We start from the raw sequence: 25,527 nt of genomic DNA, 5'->3' as shown, positions 1-25,527 counted from the left end.
CCCAGGCCGGCCTCTATTCGTTCGCCGCGCGGGCCCACCCGCCCTACCCTCGCCCCATGAGCAAGCCCCTCGTCGCCCTTCTCACCGGTGCCGGTGTCAGCACCGACTCCGGCATCCCGGACTACCGCGGGCCGAACGGACTGTGGCGCCGCGATCCCGACGCCGAGAAGCTCGTGACGTACGAGTACTACATGGGCGACCCGGAGATCCGCCGCCGGTCGTGGCGGATGCGGCGGGAGAACCTCGCGCTCGCCCCCGAACCCAACGCCGCGCACCGCGCCGTGACCGAGCTGGAGCGTTCGGGCGTGCCGGTGCGGGTGATCACGCAGAACGTGGACGGGCTGCACCGGCTCGCCGGCCTGCCGGACCGCAAGGTGCTCGAACTCCACGGTTCGGTACGGAGCGTGGTGTGCACCGGGTGCGGTGCCAGGAGTCCGATGGAGGACGCCCTCGTCCGGGTCGACGCCGGTGAGGACGATCCGCCGTGTCCGGACTGCGGCGGCATCCTCAAGCCGGCGACCGTGATGTTCGGCGAGGCGCTCGACCCCGTGGTGCTCGGCGAGGCCGCGGCGATCAGCAAGGCCTGCACCGTCTTCGTCGCCGTCGGCACCAGTCTCCAGGTGCACCCCGCCGCCGGGCTCGCCGGTGCGGCCGCCGACCACGGCGCCCGCCTGATCGTCGTCAACGCGGAGCCCACCCCCTACGACGGGCGTGCCGACGAGGTGATCCGCGAACCGATCGGCACCGCCCTTCCCCGGCTGCTGCGCCGGATCGCCGCCTAGAACGCCTGGTACGCCTGGTACGCCTGGTACGCCTGGTACGCCTAGAACAGGGAAGCGCCCCGTTCGAAGTCCAGCAGGCGCTGTTTGCGCTCGAGGCCGCCGCCGTAGCCGGTGAGGCCGCCGCTCGCGCCGATGACGCGGTGGCAGGGGATGATGATGCCGATCGGGTTGCGGCCGTTGGCGAGTCCGACCGCGCGGGACGCCTTGGGATTGCCGAGGGTGTCCGCGAGCCGGCCGTAGGTGCGGGTCTCGCCGTAGGGGATGCGGGTCAGCTGCTCCCAGACGCGGCGCTGGAACGGGGTGCCGTGCGGGCGCAGGGGGACGGTGAACTCCTTCAGCCCGCCCGCGAAGTACGCCGCCAGTTGTTCCTCCGCCTCGGCGAAGGGGGTGTCGTCGGGGCTGCCGAAGGTCTCCTCCGGCGGGCGGTGGCGCTGGTCGGTCATGTAGAGGCCGCACAGGACACCGTCGTCGGCGACGAGGGTCAGCGGGCCGTAGGGGCTGTCGATCACGGTGTGGTGCTTCATCGGCTGTGTGTCCTTGGCTGCTCAGACCGGCAGGAAGTTGATCGGGTGGCTGTCCGTCGCCCACAGGTACTGCACCGCGTACGCCCGCCAGGGACGCCAGGGGGCCGCTCGTGCGGTGAGGGCGGCCGGAGTGGACGGCAGGCCCAGTTCCCGGGCGGCGCGGCGGATGCCGAGGTCGGTGGGGAGGAAGGCGTCGGGGTCGCCCAGGGCGCGCATGGCGATGACGTCCACGGTCCAGGGGCCGAGGCCCGGCAGGGCGAGGAGCCGCGCGCGGGTCTCGGACCAGTCGCTCTCCGCGCCCAGGCGGAGGTCGCCGTCGGCCAGCCGGCGCACCAGGGTGGTGAAGGTGGTGCGGCGGGCGCGGGGCATGGCGAGGGTGTCGGGGTCGAGCGCGGCCAGGTCCGCGGGGGACGGGAAGAGGTGGGTGAGGCCGCCCTCGGGGTCCTCCACCGGGGTGCCGTGCGCGGTGACCAGGCGGGCGGCGTGGGTACGGGCCGCGGCCGTGGAGACCTGCTGGCCGAGGACGGCCCGCACGGCGAACTCCGCCTCGTCGACGGTGCGGGGGACGCGGCGGCCGGGTGCCTTGTCGACCAGAGGCGCGAGCACCGGGTCCGTGCGCAGCCGGCCGTCGACGGCGACCGGGTCGGCGTCCAGGTCGAGCAGGCGGCGGCAGCGGCTGATGGCGACGGTGAGGTCGCGGGGGTCGCTGAGGGTGAGGCGGCAGGTGATGTGGTCCGGGCAGGGGGTCAGCGCCGCGATGCCGTGCCCGTGGGGGAGGCGCAGGGTGCGCCGGTAGGCGCCGTCCCGCCATTCCTCCACGCCGGGTACGGCGGTGGCTGCGAGGTGGCCGAAGAGGTTGTCGGGGTTGAGCGGGGCGCGGAACGGCAGGCGGAGGGAGAGCACGCCCGGGGTGGTGCGGAGGGTGTTCTGCGGGGCCCGGGTGCGCAGTTCGCCCGGGGTGAGCGCGTAGACCTCGCGCACGGTGTCGTTGAAGGTGCGGACGGAGGAGAACCCGGCCGCGAAGGCGACCTCCGCCATCGGCAGGCCGGTGGTCTCGATGAGCAGCCGCGCGGTCCGGGCGCGCTGGGCGCGGGCGAGCGCGAGGGGGCCCGCGCCCAGTTCGGCGAGCAGCTGGCGTTCGACCTGCCGGGTGCTGTAGCCGAGCCGGGCGGCGAGTCCGGGGACGCCCTCGCGGTCCACGGTGCCGTCGGCGATCAGGCGCATGGCACGGGCCACCAGGTCGGCCCGGTGGTTCCACTCGGGTGAGCCGGGGCTGGTGTCGGGGCGGCAGCGCTTGCAGGCGCGGAAGCCGGCCTGCTGGCAGGCCGCGGCGCTCGGGTGGAAGACCACGTTCCCGGCCTTGGGCGGGACCGCCGGGCAACTGGGCCGGCAGTAGATCCCGGTGGTGAGGACCGCGGTGAAGAACCAGCCGTCGAAGCGGGCGTCCTTCGACCGGACGGCGCGCAGGCAGCGCTCGGTGTCGGTGTGCATCCCCTGGTGCATGTCTCAAGGATCGGGCACGGGCGGCGCCCGGGTCTGGCGGGAATCCGACATCGACGTCACGTGTGCTGGGGCTGTCCGGTTCGCCCCAGCAGCTCCCGCATGGTCTCCGCGGCGCGTACGGCGGCGTCCGCGCAGCAGTTGTTGAACAGTACGTGCAGTGCGTCGGTGCGTTCCGCCGCGCGCCGCAGGCGGGGCACCCAGGCGGCCAGTTCGGTCACGTCGTAGTCGTGGCGGAAGCGGTCCTCCTTGCTGCCCCTCCCCCAGGCCCGGCTGCGGCCGTGGAAGCGGACGACGGCGAGGGCGGGTCGGGTGACGGGTGCGAGGGGCGGCTGGGAGGCGGTGAGCCCCTGCGCCATGTCCACGCCGACGGCCGTCGCGCCCAGTGCGGACAGCAGGGCGCGGGTGTCGTCGGCCCGGTCGGCCCGCCACCACCCCGGATGCCGGAACTCGACGGCGAGCGGCCAGCCGGCCGTGCGCCGCGCGCACTCCCCGAGGGTCCGCTCGGCGGCGGATCCGGGCGCGAGCCAGGGCGGGAACTGGAACAGTACGGTGCCCAGCCGCCCGGCCTCGCGCAGCGGCCCCACCGCGTCCGCGAACCGCCCCCACACCTCGTCGAGCAGCGGGCCGTCCACCGCCCGGTTCCGCAGGTCGGCGGGGAGCGCCTCCGGGCGGGTGGGGTGCCCGGTCAGCAGGGAGAACGCCTTGACGTCGAAGCGGAACCCCTCGGGGGTGCGCTCCACCCACAGCTCGCTGTTGCGGCGGCGGGGCAATGCGTAGTAGCCGGAGTCCACTTCGACGACGGGGAGCCTGGAGGCGTAGTGCCGCAGCCTGCCCTCGGCGTCCCGCCGTCCGCGCGGATACCAGCCGCTCGTCACGAGTTGACGGTCCGTCCATGAACAGGCCCCGACCAGAATGTCAGCCATGGGCACCCGGTTACCCCGGGCGGCCGCGGATGTGTCCCCGAGTGTCCCCTACCCGGTGGCCGTGGGCCGGCGGGTGGCCGCCGTCGCCTCCCTCACGTCGGTCAGCGGGCGCAGCCGGTAGGTGTAGGCGTAGTCCCGGTCGGCGAAGAGCTTGAACTCGTCGTGGGTGTGGGCACCCCAGCTGTCGTCGCCGCCGACGCCCATCTGACGGTGGTTGACCCGCAGGACGACGGCGTCCCGCGGGGTCAGCTGGTAGTCGTGGCGGACACCGGCCGACAGGTCCTCCGGGGTGAAGTGTGAGGCGTTGATCTCCAGAAGGGCTTCGCCCGACACCAGCAGCCCGCGACCGCCGGCGTCGGTCAGGGCGGCCCAGCGGACGTCGGTCTTGTTGCCGTTCTCCTGGGGGCGGACGTACGGCGTCCACTGGTCGGCGACGGTTGAGGTGTAACGGCCCACGTCGGTACCGGTGTTGCGGTCCCAGTGGTTCTCCTCGGGGCCGCGGCCGTAGTAGTGCAGGCGGTCGAGGCGGCGGGGCAGGAACAGCAGCGTGCCCACCTCGGGGAGGTAGGGGAGGTCCGCGGCGCCCGGGCGGAGGGTGTTGTCCACCTTGATCTCGCCGTTGCCGAAGACGGTGTACGTGGTGGACCAGCCGGATTCCACCGTGGTGGGCAGCGTGCCGGTGACCTTGATCTCGACGGCCCGGCCGGCGAGGTCCCGCACGGTGACGTCCGTGACCGTGCGCCGGGCGCCGGCGTCGCGCCAGGTCCGGTTGCGCAGGTGCTGGCCGTTGCCGCGGTCGTTGTCGGTGGGCGCCCGCCAGAAGTTGGGCACGGGGCCGGAGGTGATCAGGCGGGTGCCCTTCGCCTCGTAGGAGGTGAGGGTGCCGCTGTCCCGGTCGAGGGTGACCGAGAAGTCCCTGCCGGTGATCCTGATGTCCTTCTCCCGGTCCTCGTACCGCAGGGCCGGAACGGTCCTCAGGGGTACGGGCGTGACGGCCGGGCTGCCGGCGTCGAGCGGGAGCTGCCGCCGGGCCACTTCGAAGCCTGCCTTCGCCCACCGCGTGGACTGCCTGGTGGTGAAGGAGAGCTGGAGGAAGTACTCGGTCCCCGGCTCCGGGTCCTCGGGCAGGCGTACGGGGAGGCTGATGTCCCGGGCGGTCCGCGGCGGCACGTCCAGCTGGTCCCGGGTCAGCCGTCCGCGCCGTACGACGCGGCCGTCGGCGACGAGTTCCCAGCGGCCTTCGAACTCACGGAGGTTGGTGAAGAGGTACTCGTTGGTGAGGGTGACATCACCGGGGTCGGCGCCCGAAACCGCGTCGATCGCCTGGTAGACGCGCTTGACCTCGGCCGCCTTGCCGGTGTGCCGGCGGTCGGCGGTGACGATGCCGTCGGCGGCGAACGCGCCGTCGTTGGGGTTGTCGCCCCAGTCGCCGCCGTACGCGAGGAACGTGCCGGTGCCGGGCCGCTTGCGCTCGGCCCGGACGGTGGCGGCGTCGAACCAGAACCGCACACCGTCGTCGCCGGGGCCGCGCCCGTCGGAGGCCAGCTGGGCGGCGCTCAGGGCGCGGGCGTACACGCGGGCGCGGCGGATGGTGCCGCTGAACTCCCTGGTCTGGTTGTCGGCGTCGGAGGCGAGCGCGAGGGGCGCGGTGGTGCTGCTGGGGCGCCGGTCGGTGGTGCGGGTGGCCCTGGCCGCGCCGTCGGCGTACAGGGTCAGGGTGCCGGCGCCGGCGTCGAAGACACCGGCGATGTGGTGCTCGCGGCCGGTCCAGTCGTCCGGCAGTGTCCAGTCGGCGGTGATCCACTGGCCTTCGGAGTGGATGAAGAACTCCAGCCTGCGGTCGGTCTGTTTCAGCGCGTACTGGGTGTCGCCCTTGGTGATGATCGGCTGGTGGTAGCCGAGCACGTCCGGGGTGATCCAGGCCTCGAGGGTCAGGGAGCCGGTGAGGTCGAGGCTGTCGTCGCGTGCGAAGACCGTGATGCCGGACAGGCCCCTGTCGCGGTCGAGACCGCCGCGGGTGGCGAGGATCTCGCCGCGCAGGCGGGCCGGGCCGGACTCGGTGAGCAGGGTGCGGGCGGGCACGGGCGTGTACAGGGACTGGTCGGCGAAGTCCCAGATCCAGCCGCCCTGGAGTACGTCGTGACGGCGGACGAGGTCCCAGTACTTCTTGAGGTTGCCGTTGGAGTTCCCCATCGCGTGGGAGTACTCGATCATGACGTACGGCCGGGTGTCGGCGGTGTCCCGGGCGCGTTCCGCGACACGCGCGGGGCTCTCGTACATCCTCGAGCGGATGTCGCTGATGCCGGGACGGTCGTCGCCCTCGTACTGGATGACTCGGGTGTCGTCGTAGGAGCGGATCCAGTCGTGCATGGCGGTGAAGGTGCTGCCGCCGCCCGCCTCGTTGCCGAGCGACCAGATGACCACCGAGGGGTGGTTCTTGTCGCGGTGGACCATGTTCCGGGCGCGGGCGACGCAGGCCGCCGTCCACTGCGGGTGGCTGCCGGGGTAGTCGGAACGGATGCCGTGGGTCTCGAGATTGGTCTCGTCGACGAGGTAGAGGCCGTACTCGTCGGCGAGTTCGTACCACAGCGGGTCGTTGGGATAGTGCGAGGTGCGCACGGAGTTGATGTTGGCGCGCTTGATGATGCCGATGTCCTCGACCATGTCCTCGCGGGTGAGCGCGGTGCCGCGGGCCGGGTGCAGCTCGTGGCGGTTGGTGCCGCGCAGGGACACCGGTTCGCCGTTGATCCGCATCAGCCCGTCCCTGATCACGAACTCGCGGAAGCCGACGCGGTGGGAGAGGGTCTCGACCACCCGGCCGGCCGGATCGCGGAGCCGGAGGACGGCCGTGTACAGGTCCGGCTGCTCGGCCGACCACAGCCGGGGCTTCGTCACGGCCTTCGCGGCCCGTACGGTGACGTCCTCGCCGGCGCCGGCGGCGTCGAGGTCGGCGCTCTGCTCCAGCGGACGGGACCAGACGGCGTGGCCGCGCGCGTCGTAGAGCTGGGTCTCGACGGTGTACCGGCCGCTCCCGCCGTCGCCGTACGCCCGCACGCTCGCGGTGACCGCCAGCTCGGCGGCCGTGTAGGTGTCGTTCAGCGGGGTGTCCAGCTTGAAGTCGCGCAGGTGCACGGACGGGGTGGAGTACAGATGGACCGAGCGGAAGATGCCGCTCAGCCGGATCATGTCCTGGTCCTCCAGCCAGTCACCGTCGGCGTAGCGGTACACCTCGACGGCGATCTGGTTGGTGCCGGGCCGCAGGTGGGCGGTGATGTCGTACTCGGAGGGCGTGCAGGAGTCCTCGTCGTAGCCGACGAGGTGGCCGTTGATCCACACGTAGTGGGCGGACTTGACGCCCTCGAAGTGCAGGAAGGTGCGGCGGCCCTTCCAGTCGCGCGGGACGGTGAAGGTGCGCCGGTACTGGCCCACCGGGTTGTAGCGGGTGGGGGCGGCGGGCGGCTGCGGCTCCTCGCCGCGGCCGTTGGGGCCCCAGTAGGGGTAGGTGATGTTCAGGTAGATGGGGAAGTCGTGGCCGTGCAGCTGCCAGACGGACGGCACCGGGATGGTGTCCCAGTCGCGGTCGTCGGTGTCGGTGCGGTGGAAGTCTGCGTCCCGGTCCTCGGGGCGGTCGGCGTAGGCGAACTTCCAGGTGCCGTCGAGGCTTTGCCGGTAGGGCGAGCGGGTGCGGTCGCCGGCGAGGGCCTGGCGCACGTCCGCGTACGGCATGAGGGTGGTGTGCGGGGGCTCGGTGCCGACGGTGAAGACGCCGAAGTCGTCCCACTCGGGGGGCCCGTCGGCCGCCGCCCGCCGTCCGGCCGCGTGGGCGGCGGTGCCGGGCGCGGCGGACAGGGCGAGGGCGCCGAGGACCGCGGCGCCGGATTCCAGGAGACGGCGGCGGCTGACGACCGGCCGGCCGGAGCGGGCGGGCCGGTCGGCGGGAGACACGTGGGGGTTCGGCATGACCGTGGCCTTCCTCGGTTCGTCAGAGCGCTGCGCGGACTGAGGGCATGTCGGATCCCCCTCGCAGCGTCACCGGGACACCGCGTCACCGCGTCGCCGAACGAAACGGACGGGACGGACGGGACGGACGGTGCGGGACGATGCGGCGGGGACGGATCGCGACCAGTGGTGACGGAGCAACTACGGAGCCAGCCACACCCTAGAACTCGAACACAACCGAAGCAATGACGCCGTCGGACTTTGTGTGGTCCTGATGGTTCTCCGGGTGTCGGAGCGCCTTCCTCGCGCACACATCTCGGAACCCGCTCTGCTCATGCGTACAGTGGGGACAAGGTCGAGCCCTCGAAACCCGCACCGGTGAGAAGAGGCGCGTCATGGATCCATGGCTGATCTGGCTGATCATCGCGGCCGTCCTGGCGGTGGCGGAGATCTTCACCCTCACTGCCGCCCTGGGCATGCTGAGCGCGGCCGCGCTGGTCACCTCCGGCGCCGCCGCGGCGGGACTGCCGCTGGGGCTCCAGCTCCTGGTGTACGCCCTGGTCGCCACCGGCACGCTGCTGTTCGTGCGCCCCCTCGCCCTGCGCCACATGTCCCAGCCCCAGTCGGCGCGCTTCGGTACGGACGCCTTGATAGGCAAGCCCGCCTACGTCCTGTCGGACGTGACGGGCACGGGCGGCCGGGTACGGATCGACGGCGAGGAGTGGACCGCTCGCAGTTACGACGAAACCCTGGTCATCGAAACGGGAAGAACCGTCGACGTCATAGAGATCAGCGGCGCCACCGCGCTCGTCTACCCCAGGGACTGAAGCCATGGATCTCACCGCCCCTCTCCTCGCCGGCCTGATCATCGCGGTGTTCGCGATCTTCACCGTCGTACGAGCGGTCCGCATCGTGCCGCAGGCTCGCGCCCGCAACGTGGAACGGCTCGGCCGCTACCACCGCACCCTCACCCCCGGACTCAGCCTCGTCATCCCCTATATCGACCGGGTGCACCCGCTGATCGACCTGCGGGAACAAGTGGTCTCCTTCAAACCGCAGCCGGTCATCACCGAGGACAACCTGGTCGTCGAGATCGACACCGTCCTGTACTTCCAGGTCACCGACCCGCGTGCGGCCTTCTACGAGATCGCCAGCTTCCTCCAGGCCGTCGAACAGCTCACCGTCACCACCCTGCGCAACGTCGTGGGGTCCATGGACCTGGAGAAGACCCTCACCTCACGGGACACCATCAACAGCCAGCTCCGCGGCGTACTGGACGAGGCCACCGGCAAGTGGGGGCTGCGGGTCAACCGGGTCGAGATCAAGGCCATCGATCCCCCGCAGTCCATCAAGGAGGCGATGCAGAAGCAGATGCGCGCCGAGCGGGACAAGCGGGCCGCGATCCTGGGGGCAGAGGGGCAGCGCCAGTCGCAGATCCTCACCGCGGAGGGCGACAAGCAGGCAGCCGTCCTGCGCGCGGAGGGCAACCGGACCGCCGCGATCCTGGAGGCCGAGGGCCAGTCCCGGGCGATCGACGAGGTGTTCCAGGCCGTACACCGCAACGACCCCGACCCGGGGCTCCTCGCCTACCAGTACCTCCAGGCCCTCCCCCAGCTCGCGCAGGGCGGCGGCAACAACTTCTGGGTGATCCCCAGCGAGATCACCTCCGCGCTCCAGGGCGTCTCCCAGGCCTTCACGGAGGCGCTGCCCCGGTCGCCGGCCACCCGGGAGAAGCCGTCGGCCGACGACAGCACCACCCGGGCCGCCGACGACACGGCGCAGGCGGCCCGCGCCGCGGCGGAGGCGCTCGCGGACGCCGCCGAGGCCGACAGCGGCAGCGCCGCTGCCGCGAAACGGCGGCGCCAGGAGCTCGCGGAAGGCGCCGAGGACCGCCTCACCTGAGGAGCCGGCCCCCGGACGGGGTCAGCCGGCCGCCGCGGCGAACGCTGCGTGGGCCCGGTCGTCGAAGAGGACGAGGACGACCTCCCCGACCGCCGTCGGGGTGCTTGCGCGCGGGGCGCGGCACTCGGCCAGGATCTCCGGGCCGCCCCGGCGGTGGATCGCGTCGTCGACGCCCCCGCCGCCCGGCAGGGAGGAGTTGGCGGCGTGCACGACCGCGTCGGCGCGCCGGCGGGTGATGTCGCCCCGTACGAGGGTGAGGGTGAGGTCTCATGTCTGGCGCAGCCTTCTCCAGACGGCCTTCGCCGCGTTGTGTCCGGACATGCCGTGCACGCCGGGGCCGGGCGGGGTGGCCGACGAGCAGATGAAGACGGCCGGGTGCGGGGTCGCGTACGGGAACAGGGAGAGCTTGGGGCGCAGCAGGAGCTGGAGTCCGGAGACGGCGCCGGAGGCAATGTCGCCGCCGACGTAGTTGGCGTTGCGGGCGGCGAGTTCGGGCGGGCCGGCCGTGGCGCGCGCCAGGACGCGGTCGCGGAAGCCGGGGGCGTAGCGCTCCAGCTGGCGCTCGACGGCGTCGGTGAGGTCGCCGGTCCAGCCGTTGGGCACATGGCCGTAGGCCCAGAAGACGTGCCGGCCCGCCGGGGCGCGGGTGGGGTCGGCGACGCCTGGCTGGACGGTGATGAGGAAGGGGGTGTCGGGGGCCCGGCCCTCGCGCGAGGCGGCGCGCAGGGCGGCGGCGATCTCGCCGCTGTCCGCGCCGATCTGCACGGTGCCCGCCCTGCGGGCCTCGGGGGCGGTCCACGGCACGGGGCCGTCCAGCGCGTAGTCGATCTTGAAGACGCCTGGGCCGTAGCGGTAGTTCGCGTAGTGGCTGCCGAAGCCCGCGATGCGGGCCAGGGCGGTGGGCGAGGTGTCGAAGACGTACGCGCGGGCGGGCGGCAGGTCGTCGAGGCGTTTGACCTCGTAGTCGGTGTGGATGGTGCCGCCGAGGTCCTCGAGGTAGCCGGCGAGGGCGTCGGAGATCGCCTGGGAGCCGCCACGGGCGACGGGCCAGCCGCGGGCGTGCGCGGCGAGGGCGAAGACCAGGCCGACGGCGCCGGTGGCGAATCCGCCCAGGGGGGCCATGACGTGGGCGACGAGGCCGGCGAACAGGGTACGGGCCCGCTCGTCGCGGAAACGGCGGGTGAGCCAGGTCGACGGGGGCAGACCGGCCAGTCCGAAGCGGGCGAGGGTCACCGGGTCGCGGGGCAGCGCGGTCAGCGGCAGGGACATGAAGTCGCGGGCGAGCACGTCCCACTTGGCAAGGAACGGTCTGACGAGGCGGCGGTAGGTGCCGGCGTCGCGCGGTCCGAAGGAGGCGGCCGTCTCGCCGACGGAGCGGGACAGCACGGCGGCCGTGCCGCCGGGGAAGGGGTGCGCCATGGGTAGCTCCGGGTGCAGCCACTCCAGGCCGTAGCGCTCCAGCGGGAGGGCTCGGAACGCCGGTGAGTTGATGGCGAGGGGGTGTGCGGCGGAGCACGGGTCGTGACGGAAGCCGGGGAGGGTGAGCTCTTCGGTGCGGGCGCCGCCGCCCACCGTGTCCTTCGCCTCGAACAGGGCCACCGAGAAGCCCCGCCTGGCCAGCTCCACGGCAGCGGTCAGCCCGTTCGGCCCCGCCCCCACCACGACCGCATCGAGCATCGACGGCACCTTCGGACTCCTTTGTCGGCGGGCGTCCACTGGGGGATCAGGATATGCCGGGGCGCCGCCGGACTTCCGGGGCCTTCGGTCCGGGGGCGGATCAGGCCGGGTTCGACAGGAGTTCCACCACCCGGTGCGCGGTGGCCGTGTCCCGGGCCGCCGTGAAGGGCAGGGTGTTGCCGCCCCGGATGTCGAAGGGCTTGCCCGCGCGGGTGAGGTGGGTGCCTCCGGCCTCCTCCACGAGGAGCTGTCCGGCCGCGTGGTCCCAGGCGGCTTCCCAGGAGAAGGCGGTGGCGTCGGACGCGCCCTGGGCGACGGCCAGGTACTCCAGGCCGGCGGAGCCGCAGGGACGCGGCGCCACGCCGTCCGTCCGCAGGCTGAGCAGGGCGAGCTTCTGTTCGTCCGTCGTGAAGTCCGGGTGGGAGGTGGCCACCCGCAGATCCCGGCCGGGCTCCGGGGAGCCGGCGCGCAGCCGCTCTCCGTCGAGGTGCGCGCCGTGTCCCCGGACGGCCGTGGCCAGCCGGTCGTCCACGGGGGCGTAGGTCCAGGAGGCGTACACCACTCCGCGCAGGGCGAGGGCGACCAGGGTACAGAAACCGGTGTCGCCGCGCACGAACTGGCGGGTCCCGTCGACGGGGTCGACGATCCAGACCGGCGCCTCCTCCCGTATCGCCTCGTAGGACCTGGGGTCGGCGTGCACCGCCTCCTCGCCGACCACGACGGAGCCGGGCAGCAGGGCGGCGAGCGCCTCGGTGAGATACAGCTCGGCCTTGCGGTCGGCGTCCGTCACCAGGTCGTGCGGGCCGGTCTTGCGGTCCACCTCGTGCTCGGCGAGGCGGCGCCAGCGCGGCATGATCTCCTGTGCGGCGGCCTTGCGGACGGCCTCCTCCACGTCGAAGGCGCGCCGGGTGAGAAACTCGTCGATGGTTTCGTTGTGGTTCTCGATCATTCCTCCATGAGAGCACGCGCCACTGACATTTCCGTCCCTCCCGGTGTACCTCAGGTGGAATCGGCAGGAAAATGGGGTGCCGGACCGCCGCTCCGTGGGCTCAGCGGCCCACCGCGTACCCCTGCTGGCCGCGCGGGTTCGCGGCCGCGGAGAGAACTCCGGTGTCCGGGTCCCGGGCGACGGCGCAGAGCCGGCCCTCCGACCAGGCGTCGCCGACGGTCACCCGGTGGCCGCGGCGGCGCAGTGCCTCCACCACCGCCGGGTCGGTGCGGGACTCGACGGTGACGCTGCCGGGGCGCATGCCGCGCGGGTAGAAGGAGCCGGGGAAGCTGTCGTGGTGCCAGTTCGGGGCGTCGATGGCGCCCTGGAGGTCGAGTCCGCCGCGCACCTTCGCGCGCAGCACGACCGCCAGGAAGAAGTGCAGCTGCCACTGGTCCTGCTGGTCCCCGCCTGGCGTACCGAACGCCATGACGGGCACGCCCCCGCGCAGCGCGAGGGACGGCGACAGCGTGGTCCGGGGACGCCGGCCGGGGGTGAGGGTGCCCGCGAGCCCTTCCTCCAGCCAGGTCATCTGGAGGCGGGTGCCGAGCGGGAAGCCCAGTTCGGGCACGACGGGGTTCGACTGGAGCCAGCCTCCGCTGGGTGTGGCCGCGATCATGTTGCCCCAGCGGTCCACGATGTCCAGATGGCAGGTGTCGCCGCGGGTGGCGCCGTCCGCGGAGACATCCGGTTCGCCGGGCACGGGGGACGTGGGGCGCTTGGCGACGGTGGGTTCGCCCACCCCCATGGAGCCGGAGCCGGGATCGTCCGTGGCCACCACGCCCGCGCGGGCGGCCAGCCGGGGGGTGCGTCCGCCGGGGCTGCCGGGCCGCAGCTCGTGCGAGGCGCGGGGGCCGACCCTGGTCCGCCGCTCGGCGTTGTACTCGGCCGACAGCAGGTCGTCGAGCGGAACCCCGGCCGCGTCGCCGTACCAGGCCTCCCGGTCGGCCATGGCCAGCTTGCAGCCCTCGATCAGCAGGTGCAGGTAGTCGGCGGAGCCGTGGTCGGGCAGTTCCGGCGGGAGCAGGGCGAGCTGCTGGAGCAGCACCGGGCCCTGGCTCCAGGGGCCGGCCTTGCACACGGTCCAGCCGTCGTAGTCGTGGCGCACCGGCTCCTCGTAGGCCGCGGACCAGCCGGCGAGGTCGGCGGCTGTCAGGGTGCCGCTGTGCCGTTCGCCGCTGGTGTCCAGGGTCGGCCGCCCGGCCTGCCGGACCAGGGCCTCCGCTATGAATCCGCCGCGCCACACCTCCCGCGCGGCGTCGATCTGCGCCTCCCGGTCCCCGGCGCCGGCGACCTCGGCGAGCAGCCGCTTCCAGGTGGCGGCGAGCGCGGGATTGCGCAGCAGTCCACCGGGGCGCGGGGCGCGTCCGCCGGGCAGGTACACCTCGGCCGAGGATGTCCACTCCGTCTCGAACAGCTCGCGCACGGTCTCCACGGTCTCGCCGATCCGCTCCACCGGAGGGTGCCCGTCCCCGGCGTATCCGATGGCGTACTTCAGGACGTCGGCGAGCGGCTTGGTGCCGTGGTCGCGCAGCAGAAGCATCCAGGCGTCGAAGGCGCCGGGCACCGCCGCGGCGAGGGGTCCGGTCCCGGGGACGAGGTCCAGGCCGAGCCCGTGGTAGTGGGCGACGGTCGCCCCGGCCGGGGCGACGCCCTGCCCGCACAGCACCCGTACCTCCCCGCCGGCGGGTGCGAGCAGGATCGGCACCTCGCCGGCCGGTCCGTTGAGGTGCGGTTCGACGACGTGCAGCACGAAGGCTCCGGCCACGGCCGCGTCGTAGGCGTTGCCGCCGTCCTCCAGCACGGCCATCGCCGACTGCGAGGCCAGCCAGTGGGTGGAGGACACCATGCCGAAGGTGCCCTGAAGGGTGGGACGGGTGGTGAACATGGAGCCTCTGACCTCGTTCTTCCGCGATCGGCCGGATCGGTCGGCGCTCGGGACCGGTCTGGGGAGAACCCGGGAGTCCGGGCCGGAGCGCTTCTCCGTCCGCTCCCCCGGCAGGCTACCGATCGCTCCGCGCCCCATCTCCCCCGCCTCCGGTATCACGGCCGGGCCGGCGGTGACGCCGGCCCGGCCGTGACGGTCGTCCGGGCCGTGGAGGCCGTCCCGGCCGGCGGGCGGTGTCAGGCAGCGGGCACGGGCAGCACCGCCAGCGGCACGTGGTGCTGACCGCAGTGGACGTCGCGGTCATGCAGTGACGCCTGGCTGACGGGGCGCGGGAAGGAGATCTTGACGACGTTCAGCGACGGGATGCGGAACATCTGCACGTCGGCCTCGTCGACTCCGTAGAGCCGGGCGACCGTGCCCTCGTTGAGGAACGTCTCGTCGGCGGCGACGCGGTAGCCGTCCGGGTCGCGCATGAACAGCTCCATGGTGACCCAGAAGGGTCCGGCGTTCTTGGAGCGGACCTCGTACGCCAGGTCGCCCAGGGTGGTGGGGGCGGTCTCAGCCATGAGGGGTCTCCTCGGTCTCGGTGCGGAACATGTCGGTGGGGGTGCCGGTGTCGACGACGTGGTGGAGCACGAACTCGTATGCCGCGCCGCGCTCGACCTCGGCCGGTGAGGTGGCGAACGCCAGGCTGGGCAGGTAGTCCATGTCGGCCGTCGGCAGGTGGAGCATCAGCGGGTTGGCGATCTTGGCGACGGCGGTGGCGGTGCTCTGGTCCGGTGCGTTGACGAGGAGCATGACGCCCACCTCGCGAGGCGGAACCGCTGCCGGATCGAGATCCCCGAGGATCGCGTTGTGGCCGTAGAGACGCAGGTCGAAGGCGTACTTGTCCTCGCTCAGACCGATGGTCTGCTCCACCCGCTGCCTGATCATCGTGCGCATGAGAGCGGCCCAGTCGTCGATGTTCGCGAGGATGTGCGGATCCCGGACGGCGCTGAACGACATCGTCTCGTAGCCGGTGATCCGGGCGCCTTCGAGCTTGATGGTGTGCTGGCCGGCGACGTGGAAGCGCGAACCCTCGACCCGTACGACGCGGTCGTCCTGGGCGGTGTAGACGGCGTCCCGGACGTCCAGGGTGCCGTCGGGCTCGCGCATCTCGAACGGGTTGACCGTCTCGTAGAGCATGTGGGCGGCGACCAGGACGGGTGTGCAGGCGGCGGCCGGATCGAGCGGCTCGATGGTGAAGCCGTCGGCGTCGATGGTGGCCAGCACGCCACCGGAGCGCGGGTTGCTGGTGCACTGCCCGCCACACTCGATGATCTTGGACGCGTGCCAGGTCGGCCCGGCCGGCATCCCCTTCATCAGCGGGTAGGCGGCGGCGATGGCGGTGTCGGTGGCGCGTCCGGCGAGCACGACCTGCGCACCACCCTCGAGCGCGGCGACGATCGGCTCGTGCCCCATCACGCCCACGATGTGCGTACAGCTCCGCAGCGTCTCCGGCTCCAGCGGGCCGAGCGGAGGCAGGGCGTGGACGCGGCCCTCGGCCAGGCGCTCCAGGAGCGTGCCGGTGTCCTGTTCGCTGTAGACGCGCGCCACCCGCAGCCGCAGTCCCTCGGCCGCCTGGATGTCGGCGACGATGCCGGCGACCCAGTCGACACCGGAGTCGGTTCCGCTGGTGCCGCAGGAGCCCACGATCAGCGGGATACCGGCGTCCGCCGCGGCCTTGAGCAGGATGCGGAGATCACGGGCGACCGCGGCACGGGTGGTCTTGGGCTGCGACGCGCCGAGATAGTGGGGACCGGAGTCGGTGCTGCCGCCGTCGACGGAGATGACGTCGGCGCCGAGCGCCAGCCCCCGTTCGATGGTGGCTTCGGGAAAACCGGCTCCGAGCATGCCGGTCGGTGCCAGGACCTTGACCTGGTCGACCCGTTCGTTGTCCATGTTCCTCTTCCTTGTCGGTGTGCCGGGCAGATGGCGGGCGGGTGTCACCCGTCGGTCCGGGCGGTGTGGCCGGCGGGCAGCAGGTGGGCGTTGACGGCGAACCGGGGGCGGCCGGCGAGGGCGGCCACCACCTCGGCCGCTCCCTCCAGGCCGGCGGCGGCACGAGCCTGGGCGGTCTGGCCCGCGAGGTGGGAGAAGACGACGATTCCCTCGACGTCCCGCAGCGGGCTGTCGGCCGGGAGCGGCTCCTCGCGGACCACGTCGAGGGCTGCCGCGGCGATCTCGCCGCCCCGCACGGCGTCGGCGAGGGCCCGCTCGTCGACGACGGCGCCCCGCGCTGTGTTGACCAGCACCGCCGTCGGCTTCATCCGCCGGAAGGCGGAGGCGTCCAGGAGACCGCGGGTGCGGTCCGTCAGCGCGGTGTGCACCGATACGTAGTCGGATGCCGCCAGCAGTTCGGGGAGCGCGACGAACCGCACCGCCGGGTCGGTCCGCTCGCTCGGCGGCACACCGGTCGTGCACAGCACCTCCATGCCGAAGGCCCTCGCCAGCGGCACCACGGCGCGCGCCGCCGCCCCGTAGCCGATCAGGCCGAGCGTCGCCCCGCGCAGTTCATGGCCGTCCTCCCTCGGCCATCGGCCGGCCGCGACGCCCACCGCGCTCCGCACCAGTCGCCGCGCCGTCGCCAGCAGCAGAGCCAGGGTGTACTCGGCCACCGCGTTCGCGTTGATTCCCGGCAGGTTGCTCACCGTGACGCCGAGCCTGCCCGCGGCGGCGATGTCGATCGAGTCGTAGCCGACGCCGGTGCGCACGACGGCGCGCAGGCGGGGGGCCCGGGACAGGACCTCGGCGGTCAGGGGTTCATGGGCGACGAGCGCCGCGTCGATTCCGTCGAGGGCGGCGACGAGCTGCTCGGGAGTGCGCCGGCCGGCCGACGGGGCGTGCACCGTCGTGTGGCCGTGCGCCCGAAGGCGGTCGTCGACCTCGTCGCCGGGCCGCAGGTAGTCCGTGGTGATCAGAACGCGGGGCACGGTACCTCGTCTCTGCTGCGTCCGGTGCCGGGCAGCGGGGGTGGCTGGTTACTTGGCGAGGGCCAGGGCGGTGCGCCGCCGGAGCACACCGATCCTGGCCACGACGACGATGGACAGCGTGGCGACGAAGGCGATGTCGACGAGCATCAGGGGCCAGCCGGTGATGTCGACCATGCCACCGACCGCCGCCGGGCCGAGGAAGCCGCCGCCGGCCCAGCCGACGGTGTACATACCGGCGTAGGTCCCGAAGACCCGCGCCGAGGGTGCGAGGTTCCACAGCACGACCACCGCGTTGACCAGGAAGCAGGTCGCGCCGATCGCGCCGAGGCACAGGGCCACGGTGACGCCCGCCGGAGTCCGCAGGAGGGTTCCCAGCACCATGGCGCCGGCGAAGACCGACATGCCCACGCCCATGACCCGGAGCCGTCCGTAACGCTCGGCGAGCATGGCTGCCGGGTAGGCGGCCAGGATGAAGGCGATCCCGCCGGGCAGGGTGAGACCGCCGGCGGCCCCCTTCGACATGTCCAGGGCTTCCATCCCGAACGGCGTGATCAGCGAACGGGACGCGGCCCACGCGCTGCCGAAGAGGAAGATCGCCAGGAGCAGCAGGAGCCGGCTGCGGTCGGTGTCCTTGAGGATCTCGACGAAGGTGTCCCGGACGCGCGGATCGGCGCGCTCCTCGCCGTGCATCGCCTCGGTCTCGGCCACCGCCGCCTGGTAGGCCGGGGACCGGTTGTCGCGCACGGTGGCCGAGAGTACCCCGATCGAGATCAGCATGATGATCGCGGGGATGGCGAACGCGAGGCTCAGATGGTTGTCGACCAGGAAGATGCTGATCAGGGCGGCGACGATGGTCGTGATGCTGGAGGCGATCTTGACCGCGGCGTTGGCCCGGCTCCGTCGCTCGGGTGCGATGAAGTCCGGTACGAGCGCCTCGGCGATCGGTTTGAAGGTGTTGGCGACGAGCGCGTACGCGAAGAGCACCACGATCAGCAGCGGCAAGGACGAGGCGCTGTGCGGGATGAGGATGAACAGCGCGGCGGCGACCGGCATCCCGATCACCAGGTAGGGCATCCGGCGGCCCCAGGAGGTCCTGGTCCGGTCGGACCGGTTGCCGATCCACGGCTGGATGAAGATGCCCAGCAGGTTGTCCATGCCCATCAGCAGGCCCACGACGGCCGCGCTGCTGAGGTGCTCCCGCAGGAGCGGCGGTACCTGGGATTCGTAGAAGTTCCAGGTCGACTCCTGCGCGAAGACCGCGAGAGCGACCAGGAACGTGATGCGCCGGGTACGTGTGCGCTGCCCTGCTGACACCGTCGTCATGAAGGTCGTCCCTTCGCGCCGCCACCATTGCTGGGCAGCTGTCTGGATGGGTGAGGAATGCCGGCGTGGGGGTGAGGAACCGCCCTCCCCGAGTGCTGGGTGAGCGGTGTCGGTTCGTCTCCCGCCTCGGAGGAGGGAGACGCCCTGGGGGGCGGCGGGCCGGGGAGGGCGGGTTCGGGGAGGGCGGGCCGGGGAGGGCGGTCCCGGCCCGGTCGGTCCGGCCCGGTCGGTCCGGCCCGGTCGGTCCGGCCCGGTCGGTCCGGCCCGGTCGGTCCCGGTCACGGGGTCAGGTCGTCGGAGCCCCGGTCCGTCGGTCCGGCCGTAAGAAGCGGGACGATGCGCGCTCCCCGAGGATCACCGGCCCTGTCGGACCTGTTCCCGGCGTGAGCCCGTGGCGGTTCCGGGCGGTGGCTGCGGGCGGCCCGTGTCCCGGGGAGCGGACCGGCCGGGCCCCGCGGATCACCCCACCTCCTCGGGTACGGGCGCCCCGGGGAAGCCGTCGAGGACCGGCCTGGTCCTCATGACGCCGTGGCCCCTTCCCCGGCCGTGCGGGCGGCCGGGCCGCCGGCCGCCGCCCGTCCGTCGTGACCGGCGAGCGGCCCGGCGGTGATCCGGGCCGCGACGGCCTGCCCCAGCCCCGCCGTGGTGCCCGTGCCCCCGAGGTCGGGGGTGAGCACACCGGGCTGCTCGTCCAGCACGCTCTCGATCGCGGCCACCATGTGCGCGGCGGCGTCGTTCTCGCCGAGGTGGGTGAGCATCATGGCGCCGCTCCAGATCTGCCCGACGGGGTTGGCGACACCGAGACCGGCGATGTCCGGTGCCGACCCGTGGACCGGTTCGAAGAGGCTGGGGAAGACGCGGTCGGGGTTGATGTTGGCGCTGGGGGCGATGCCGATGGTTCCGGTGCAGGCCGGGCCGAGGTCGGAGAGGATGTCGCCGAACAGGTTGCTGGCGACGACCACGTCGTACCGGTCGGGCTGGAGGACGAACTTGGCGGTCAGGATGTCGATGTGGTCCTTGTCGGCCCTCACGTCGGGGTACCGGGCGGCCATCTCGGTCGCCCGCTCGTCCCAGTAGGGCATGGAGATCGAGATGCCGTTGCTCTTCGTCGCCCAGGTGAGGTGTTTGTCCGGGCGGGACGAGGCGAGGTCGAAGGCATAGCGCAGGACGCGGTCGACGCCGGTCCGTGTCATGACCGTCTCCTGGACCACGGTCTCGCGATCGGTGCCCTCGAAGATCCGGCCCCCGATGCTGGAGTACTCGCCCTCGGTGTTCTCCCGTACGACGTAGAAGTCGATGTCGCCCGGCCGGTGGTCGCGCAGCGGACTGCGTACGCCGCGCAGCAGCCGGACGGGACGCAGGTTGACGTACTGGTCGAAGCCCCGCCGCAGCTGGAGCAGGCTGCCCCACAGCGACACATGGTCCGGTACCACTTCGGGCCATCCGACCGCGCCGAAGAAGATGGCGTCGAAGGGACCGAGGACGTCCCGCCAGTTCCCGGGCAGCATCGTGCCGTGCTTCAGCCAGTAGTCGGCGCTGGCGAAGTCGAACTCGGTGACGTCGAGTGCGAACCCGTACACCTCGGCGGCGGCCCGCAGGCACCTCAGGCCCTCCGGGACGACCTCTCGGCCGATCCCGTCGCCGGGGACCACTGCGATGCGATAGCTCTGCGGCACGAATTGACTCCCGGTCCAGGTGATCGATGCGCGGGTCCGGTGACGAGCGCTCGGTGTCGAGGCGGTCCGGCCACGGCGCGGCTGGCCCCCACCTTGGCCAGCGGTGACGGGCGTTCACAAGGCCGTAACGCGCAAGGCACGTTTTCCCCCGCGGAAAGCCCCGGCGTCCGGGGCGCTCCTGACCCAGGGGCCGTCCGGTCGTGGACGACCTGCGGATCTCCTCCCACCGCGGCCCCGCCGACGCGAGTCCGGCGTCGCCGTCCGCGGCCGGGGTGCCGCCCGGTTCCGCATTCCCGCAAGGCGTCCGGCCGGGAAACGGCGCGTGCCCTGCGCGGCAGCGTCCCTCCTTCATCCGCGCACGCCGCCCCGGCCACCGACGGGGATCCGGTCCACCGCCACCGCGTCGCGCCGCGGGAGGACGAGAGCGATGTCGCGCTCCCGCGCTTCGGGACGGGGGCCGTCACCGGCATCCACGGGGGAACGGCAACCGGTCGGCAACATCGGTGACGTGGTGGCCGGAGGCGTGAGGTGATCACGCGCTTGGGGTGGCACGTCGGACCGCGTCCGGATCGCGGCGGGCTCGTCCGGGTCCTGCCGCGCCGGGCCGACACCGACCGACGGCATCCGGGCCTCCCGATGCCCGCCGGGAGCAGGACGGGCGCCTCTCGCGCCGGGTCGGCGCGCTGTCGACCCATCCTGCGCACGTCCGCCACCGCGACCTGCCCCCGGGCGCGCGACCTGGCCCAAAGGCCCGCGGAGCGCCGACTACGCCGGCCCGGCAACCCGGCAGCCGCACGAACCTGACGGCGTCGGAACCCAACCGTCAGGAAACCCTCAGGTTTCCCGTGCGGCGGCCGTCAAGTCCGCTGCGAAGGATGTGACGTGTCGTCTTCTACGAGTGAGGGAATCACTGATGGCTACGCTCTTGTATCGGCTGGGTGCGCTGGGTGCCCGCCGCTGGCAACGGATGTTGATCGGATGGCTGCTCGCCCTCGGTGCGGTGGTCGGTCTCGGGCTCTCCTTCGCCGGTTCCTTCACGGACAGCAGTTCCATACCCGGCTCACCGGCACAGACGGCCCTGACCAAGATGGAACGGCACTTCCCCGAGCCGGACGCCCAGTCGGCGCAGATCGTGTTCCAGGCGCCGGACGGCCGCAAGGTGACCGAGCCGGGGCTGCGCGAGCCGATGGAGGCCACGCTGCGGGCCACGGGCCAGGTCCCCGGGGTGAGCGAGGTCGCCGACCCGGCCGAGAGCGGCACCGTCTCCGAGGACGGACGCACCGCGGTGGCACAGGTCACCTTCACCACCAAGGAGGCGGACGACGTGCCCGCCGGCACGCTGGACGCGGTGAAGGCCGCGGGGGACCCGGCCCAGCAGGCGGGCCTGAGGACCGTCTACGGCGGTGAGCCCTACGAGTCCTCGCATCCGCCCGTGGGACCCGGTGAGCTGGTCGGTCTGGGAGTGGCCCTGATCATTCTGGTGATCACCTTCGGGTCGCTGCTGGCCGCGGGCCTGCCGCTGATCACCGCCGTGCTGGGGATCGTCGGCACGATGGCCGCGATGATCGGTCTGGCCACGGCGTTCGGGGTCTCCGACAACGCGCCCACCCTGGCGATCATGCTGGGCCTCGCCGTCGGTATCGACTACGCCCTGTTCATCGTCTCCCGGCACCGCGCCCAGCTCGCCACCGGTATGCCGGTGCGGGAGTCCATCGCCAGGGCCACCGCCACCGCGGGCAGCGCCGTGATCTTCGCCGGAGCCACCGTCCTCATCGCGCTCTCCGGTCTCGCCGTCGCCGGTGTACCGATGCTGACCTCCATGGGTCTGGCGTCCGCCGGAGCGGTCGCGGTCGCCGTCATCACCGCGGTGACCCTGCTGCCCGCGCTGATGGGGATGGCCGGCCACCGGCTCACGCCCAGGGCACCCCGGTCCACCACCGCCCGGCGGCGCCGGCTCCCGCGCCTCCCCGGCCGCAAGCGCGCCCGGCCGCAGTCGGCGCACGACGGCCCGGCGGACACCATGGGCGTGCGCTGGACCCAGGGCGTGCTGCGCCACCCCGTACGCAATCTGATCCTGGGCACCGTCGCGCTCGTCGCCCTGGCCCTTCCCGCCCTGCAGCTGAAGCTGGCACTCACCGACGAGGGCTCCAGCGCCACGACCAACTCCAGCCGCCAGGCCTACGACGTGATCAGTGACGCCTTCGGTCCCGGCGCCAACGGGCCGCTCGTCGTGCTCGTCGAGAGCGACGACCCGGCCACCGTCGTCTCCACGGCCGACGCCGTCGAGGAGGAGCTGCGCGACGTCCGGGGCATCGCGGACGTCAGCGGCATCGACGTGGCCGAGAACAAAACAGCGGCACGGATCCAGATCATCCCCGAAACCGGCCCGCGGTCCGAGGAGACCAGCGCCCTCGTCTCCCGGCTGCGCACCCAGATGCTGCCGCTGGCGGAGTCCAGCGGCAGCTATGTCGCCGTCACCGGCATGACCGCCGTCAGCATCGACGTCTCCGACAAGCTCAGCGGCGCGCTCGTGCCCTTCGTGATCGTCGTGGTCGGGCTGTCCCTGCTCCTGCTGATGATCGCGTTCCGTTCGATCGCCATCCCGGTCAAGGCCACCATCGGGTTCCTGCTGTCCGTGGGTGCGGCCTTCGGGGCCACCGTGGCGGTGTTCCAGTGGGGGTGGCTGGCCGGCCCGCTCGGTGTTCCCAGCGAGGGCCCGGTGGCCAGCTTCGTGCCCATCGTCGTGATGTCCGTACTCTTCGGACTGGCCATGGACTACGAGGTGTTCCTGGTCTCCGCCATGCGGGAGGACTACCACCGCAACCGCGACGCCCGCGCGGCCATCCTCAACGGATCCCGCAACGCCGCCCGCGTGGTCACGTCCGCGGCGCTCATCATGGTCTCGGTGTTCGTCAGTTTCCTGTTCTCCCACGACGCCGATATCATGCCGATCGCCTTCGCCCTGGCCTTCGGAGTCATGGTGGACGCCTTCCTGGTCCGTATGACCCTCGTGCCGGCGGTCCTGGCACTTCTGGGGGACCGGGCCTGGTGGCTGCCGCGCCGGCTGGACCGTGTGCTGCCGCAAGTCGACGTCGAGGGCGGGAACTTCCACGCTCCCGAGCCGGTGGCCGCCCACGCCGCCGTCAGGGAATCCACTCCCGTGGGCCTGTGACACGATGATCAGCAGAGCCGACACCGGGACACCCACCGAGTCCGCCGCGACGGCGGACGTCGGACGGCCGCTGCCGTCACCTGGAGACCCCATGAACGCCGTCAACCCGCCGGGTACCGCCGACCGCGTCCTCGTCATCGACGACGATCCCGGCATCAGGCGTCTGCTGATCTCGGCACTCCGGTTCGCCGCGTTCGACGTCGATGTGGCGGGTGACCTGACCGAAGCCCTCGAGCAGGTCGCCCGCCGCCCGCCGGACATCATCGTCCTGGACGTGATGCTTCCCGGTGCCGACGGTTTCGAGATCCTCCAGCTGTTGCGCTCCCGCGCCATCGACGTCCCCGTGCTCTTCCTCACCGCCCGCGACGCCGTGGAGGACCGGGTACGGGGCCTGCGCCTGGGCGGCGACGACTACGTCACCAAACCCTTCAGCGTCGTCGAGGTCGGCGCCCGCCTGCACGCGCTGCTGCGCCGTGCCCGCGGTGGCAGCGGAGGACCCACCGCCGAGGACACCCGCCTGCGCTGCGCCGACCTCACCCTCGACGACCTGCGCCACGAGGTCCGCAGGGACGGCCGGCTCGTCGAACTGTCCCCCACCGAATACCGTCTGCTGCACTACCTGCTCAGACACCAGGGACAGGTCCTCTCCCGCGCCCAGATCCTCGAAGCCGTGTGGCAGTACGACTTCGGCGGGGACTCCGTCGTCGTCGAACGGTTCATCTCCAATCTCCGGCGCAAGATCGACCACGGCCGGGCGCCACTGCTGCGCACCGTCCGCGGCGTCGGCTACACCCTCCGAGAGCAGGGCGACGCGTGAGACTCCGCAGCCGTCTTCCCTGGGCCTTCTCCAGCCTCCGTCTGCGCCTGCTCGCCGGGCTGGCCCTCCTGCTGGTCGTCGGCCTGGTCGCCAGCGCCGTCATCAGCGCCTTCCTGGTGGAGAACTTCCTGGACAAGCGCGACCAGCACACCCTCGAGGCCAACGCCGGGCGGCTGGCGCAGGTCATCGGCCGGGGACCGCAGACCGCCGACGCCGACCACCTCGGCGCCCTCCTCGGCTCACCCCTGGGCACGGTGGCCGTCGACGAGAACAACAAGGTGCTGCTCAGCACCGGTTCCGCGGCCCGGGCCGAGGAGGAACTCGCCGCTCTCAGCGCAACGGCACCGGCTGGAAGCGTCGTCACCCTGGAGGGCGGCGACCTCAGCGCCGTACGCATCCCCAGTCCCGGACTGGTCATCGACCGCGGGCCGGCCGAGGGCACCGTGGCACCGGCGGCCGTCGTCCTCGCCATCGACACCTCCGTCGACGACGCCACCACCGACGCCCTCGTCGGACGGCACCTGGCCCTGATCGGCGGCGCGTTGCTGGTGCTGCTGGCCCTGTCCGTCGTCGTCCTGCGCCTCGGCATGCGCCCGCTCGCCCGTATGGCCCGCAGCGCCGACGCCATCGCCGCGGGCTCCCTGACCGAGCGGCTGCCCACGCATCGCAACGGCAGCGAAGCCGACCTGCTGGCCAAGGCGGTCAACCGGGCGTTCGACGCCCAGGCCCGCGCGGAGGCGACCGTGCGCTCGCTGGCCGCCGACACCTCCCACGAACTGCGCACCCCGCTGTCCACCATCTCCGGGTGGCTCGACCTGCACCGCCAGGGCGGACTGACCGGCGCGGACCTGGAGACCGCGCTCGAGCACATCGAGAACGAGGTGGGACGGATGCGCCTGCTCGTGGAGGACCTCGCGCTGCTCGCCCGGCTGGACGCCGGCCGGCCCGTCGAGCAGGACGACGTGGACGTCACCGCCCTGGCCGCCAGCGTCGTCGAGGACGCCCAGATCATCTACCCGCAGCGTGGCATCGTCATGGAGCCCGCCCCGCCGGCGCCCGTCATCGGAGACGGCGATCGTCTGCAGCAGGTCCTGCGCAATCTCGTGGGCAACGCCGTCCAGCACACCCCGGCCCGCACCTCCGTCCGTGTCAAGGTCGCCCTCGGCAGCGACGCCGTGGAGCTGAGCGTCATCGACAACGGTCCCGGCATCTCCCCCGAGGACCTGCCCCGCGTCTTCGAACGGTTCTGGCGTGCCGAGGCCAGCCGCAGCCGCGCCTACGGCGGTTCCGGACTCGGCCTGGCCATCGTGGAGGCCATCGTGCACGCCCATGACGGACAGGTGACCGTGGACTCGGAGGTGGGTGTCGGAACCACCGTCACCATCCGGCTCCCGCTCGGACGTCTCCCTGAGGACTCACGCCCCGGTACCTGACACCGGAC

General features: G+C 72.6%; 19 protein-coding genes. 6 read left to right on the top strand and 13 right to left on the bottom strand.

Translation table 11 applies throughout. The features are described from left to right. Nucleotides 1-56 precede the first annotated feature (56 nt). A complete protein-coding gene (locus HTV45_RS20425) occupies nt 57-782 on the top strand; it encodes a Sir2 family NAD-dependent protein deacetylase (protein ID WP_215207252.1) in 726 nt (241 codons plus the stop codon). A 41-nt stretch (nt 783-823) separates the two neighbouring features. On the opposite strand, the gene HTV45_RS20420 is transcribed toward HTV45_RS20425, so the two are convergent. The 4 genes from HTV45_RS20420 to HTV45_RS20405 are packed head-to-tail and all read right to left on the bottom strand — an operon-like array spanning nt 824 to nt 7,692. Then, on the bottom strand, nt 824-1,306 hold the full coding sequence (locus HTV45_RS20420) for a methylated-DNA--[protein]-cysteine S-methyltransferase (protein WP_215207251.1): 483 nt from the start codon (nt 1,304-1,306) through the stop codon (nt 824-826). Nucleotides 1,307-1,327: 21 nt separating this feature from the next. After that, entirely contained in the window at nt 1,328-2,809 is a 1,482-nt protein-coding gene (locus HTV45_RS20415) for an AlkA N-terminal domain-containing protein (RefSeq protein WP_285899664.1), read from the bottom strand. Between the two features lie 56 nt (nt 2,810-2,865). Further along, the gene (locus tag HTV45_RS20410; protein ID WP_215207250.1) at nt 2,866-3,732 is read right to left on the bottom strand and encodes a DUF72 domain-containing protein; all 867 of its coding nucleotides are present in this window, start codon (nt 3,730-3,732) and stop codon (nt 2,866-2,868) included. A 48-nt stretch (nt 3,733-3,780) separates the two neighbouring features. Next, on the bottom strand, nt 3,781-7,692 hold the full coding sequence (locus HTV45_RS20405; RefSeq protein WP_215207249.1) for a glycoside hydrolase family 2 TIM barrel-domain containing protein: 3,912 nt from the start codon (nt 7,690-7,692) through the stop codon (nt 3,781-3,783). Nucleotides 7,693-8,066: 374 nt separating this feature from the next. Here HTV45_RS20405 and HTV45_RS20400 point away from each other — a divergent pair, with 374 nt between their 5' ends. Together HTV45_RS20400 and HTV45_RS20395 are read left to right on the top strand one after the other, a co-directional pair. Next, on the top strand, nt 8,067-8,498 hold the full coding sequence (locus HTV45_RS20400) for an NfeD family protein (protein ID WP_215207248.1): 432 nt from the start codon (nt 8,067-8,069) through the stop codon (nt 8,496-8,498). A gap of 4 nt (nt 8,499-8,502) precedes the next feature. Next, the gene (locus tag HTV45_RS20395; protein WP_215207247.1) at nt 8,503-9,573 is read left to right on the top strand and encodes an SPFH domain-containing protein; all 1,071 of its coding nucleotides are present in this window, start codon (nt 8,503-8,505) and stop codon (nt 9,571-9,573) included. A gap of 21 nt (nt 9,574-9,594) precedes the next feature. On the opposite strand, the gene HTV45_RS34400 is transcribed toward HTV45_RS20395, so the two are convergent. The 9 genes from HTV45_RS34400 to HTV45_RS20350 all read right to left on the bottom strand — a co-directional run bounded on the left by HTV45_RS34400 (nt 9,595) and on the right by HTV45_RS20350 (nt 20,097). Next, complete coding sequence (locus HTV45_RS34400; RefSeq protein WP_215207285.1) at nt 9,595-9,810, bottom strand: macro domain-containing protein; 216 nt, start codon at nt 9,808-9,810, stop codon at nt 9,595-9,597. A gap of 30 nt (nt 9,811-9,840) precedes the next feature. Further along, nucleotides 9,841-11,250, bottom strand: a complete 1,410-nt coding sequence (locus HTV45_RS20385) for an NAD(P)/FAD-dependent oxidoreductase (RefSeq protein WP_215207246.1) — start codon at nt 11,248-11,250, stop codon at nt 9,841-9,843. Between the two features lie 100 nt (nt 11,251-11,350). Beyond that, on the bottom strand, nt 11,351-12,199 hold the full coding sequence (locus tag HTV45_RS20380) for an inositol monophosphatase family protein (RefSeq protein ID WP_215207245.1): 849 nt from the start codon (nt 12,197-12,199) through the stop codon (nt 11,351-11,353). A gap of 100 nt (nt 12,200-12,299) precedes the next feature. Beyond that, nucleotides 12,300-14,126 (bottom strand): gamma-glutamyltransferase family protein, encoded by a 1,827-nt coding sequence (locus HTV45_RS20375; RefSeq protein WP_215207244.1) that lies wholly within the window; start codon nt 14,124-14,126, stop codon nt 12,300-12,302. Between the two features lie 236 nt (nt 14,127-14,362). After that, a complete protein-coding gene (locus HTV45_RS20370) occupies nt 14,363-14,692 on the bottom strand; it encodes a DUF4387 domain-containing protein (protein WP_215207243.1) in 330 nt (109 codons plus the stop codon). After that, a complete protein-coding gene (locus HTV45_RS20365) occupies nt 14,685-16,067 on the bottom strand; it encodes an acyclic terpene utilization AtuA family protein (protein WP_215207242.1) in 1,383 nt (460 codons plus the stop codon). Before HTV45_RS20365 ends, HTV45_RS20370 begins: the two co-directional genes overlap by 8 nt. A gap of 44 nt (nt 16,068-16,111) precedes the next feature. Beyond that, nucleotides 16,112-17,098, bottom strand: a complete 987-nt coding sequence (locus HTV45_RS20360) for an NAD(P)-dependent oxidoreductase (RefSeq protein WP_215207241.1) — start codon at nt 17,096-17,098, stop codon at nt 16,112-16,114. A 48-nt stretch (nt 17,099-17,146) separates the two neighbouring features. Further along, nucleotides 17,147-18,421 carry an MFS transporter gene (locus HTV45_RS20355; RefSeq protein WP_215207240.1) on the bottom strand — a complete coding sequence of 425 codons (1,275 nt, stop codon included), beginning with the start codon at nt 18,419-18,421 and terminating at the stop codon, nt 17,147-17,149. A 518-nt stretch (nt 18,422-18,939) separates the two neighbouring features. Continuing rightward, a complete protein-coding gene (locus tag HTV45_RS20350) occupies nt 18,940-20,097 on the bottom strand; it encodes a tartrate dehydrogenase (protein ID WP_215207239.1) in 1,158 nt (385 codons plus the stop codon). A gap of 913 nt (nt 20,098-21,010) precedes the next feature. On the opposite strand from HTV45_RS20350, the gene HTV45_RS20345 reads away from it, so the two are divergent. The 3 genes from HTV45_RS20345 to HTV45_RS35055 all read left to right on the top strand — a co-directional run bounded on the left by HTV45_RS20345 (nt 21,011) and on the right by HTV45_RS35055 (nt 25,519). Beyond that, the gene (locus tag HTV45_RS20345) at nt 21,011-23,269 is read left to right on the top strand and encodes an MMPL family transporter (RefSeq protein WP_251692452.1); all 2,259 of its coding nucleotides are present in this window, start codon (nt 21,011-21,013) and stop codon (nt 23,267-23,269) included. A 91-nt stretch (nt 23,270-23,360) separates the two neighbouring features. Next, nucleotides 23,361-24,086, top strand: a complete 726-nt coding sequence (locus tag HTV45_RS20340; RefSeq protein WP_215207283.1) for a response regulator transcription factor — start codon at nt 23,361-23,363, stop codon at nt 24,084-24,086. Beyond that, nucleotides 24,083-25,519, top strand: coding sequence for a cell wall metabolism sensor histidine kinase WalK (locus HTV45_RS35055; protein WP_215207238.1), 1,437 nt, complete (start codon nt 24,083-24,085; stop codon nt 25,517-25,519). Before HTV45_RS20340 ends, HTV45_RS35055 begins: the two co-directional genes overlap by 4 nt. Nucleotides 25,520-25,527: the final 8 nt, after the last annotated feature.

Origin of the sequence: Streptomyces sp. CHD11 (genome assembly GCF_018638295.1) — a bacterium.
Classification (GTDB): Bacteria; Actinomycetota; Actinomycetes; order Streptomycetales; family Streptomycetaceae; genus Streptomyces.
This window is presented reverse-complemented; position numbering and strand designations above follow the sequence as displayed.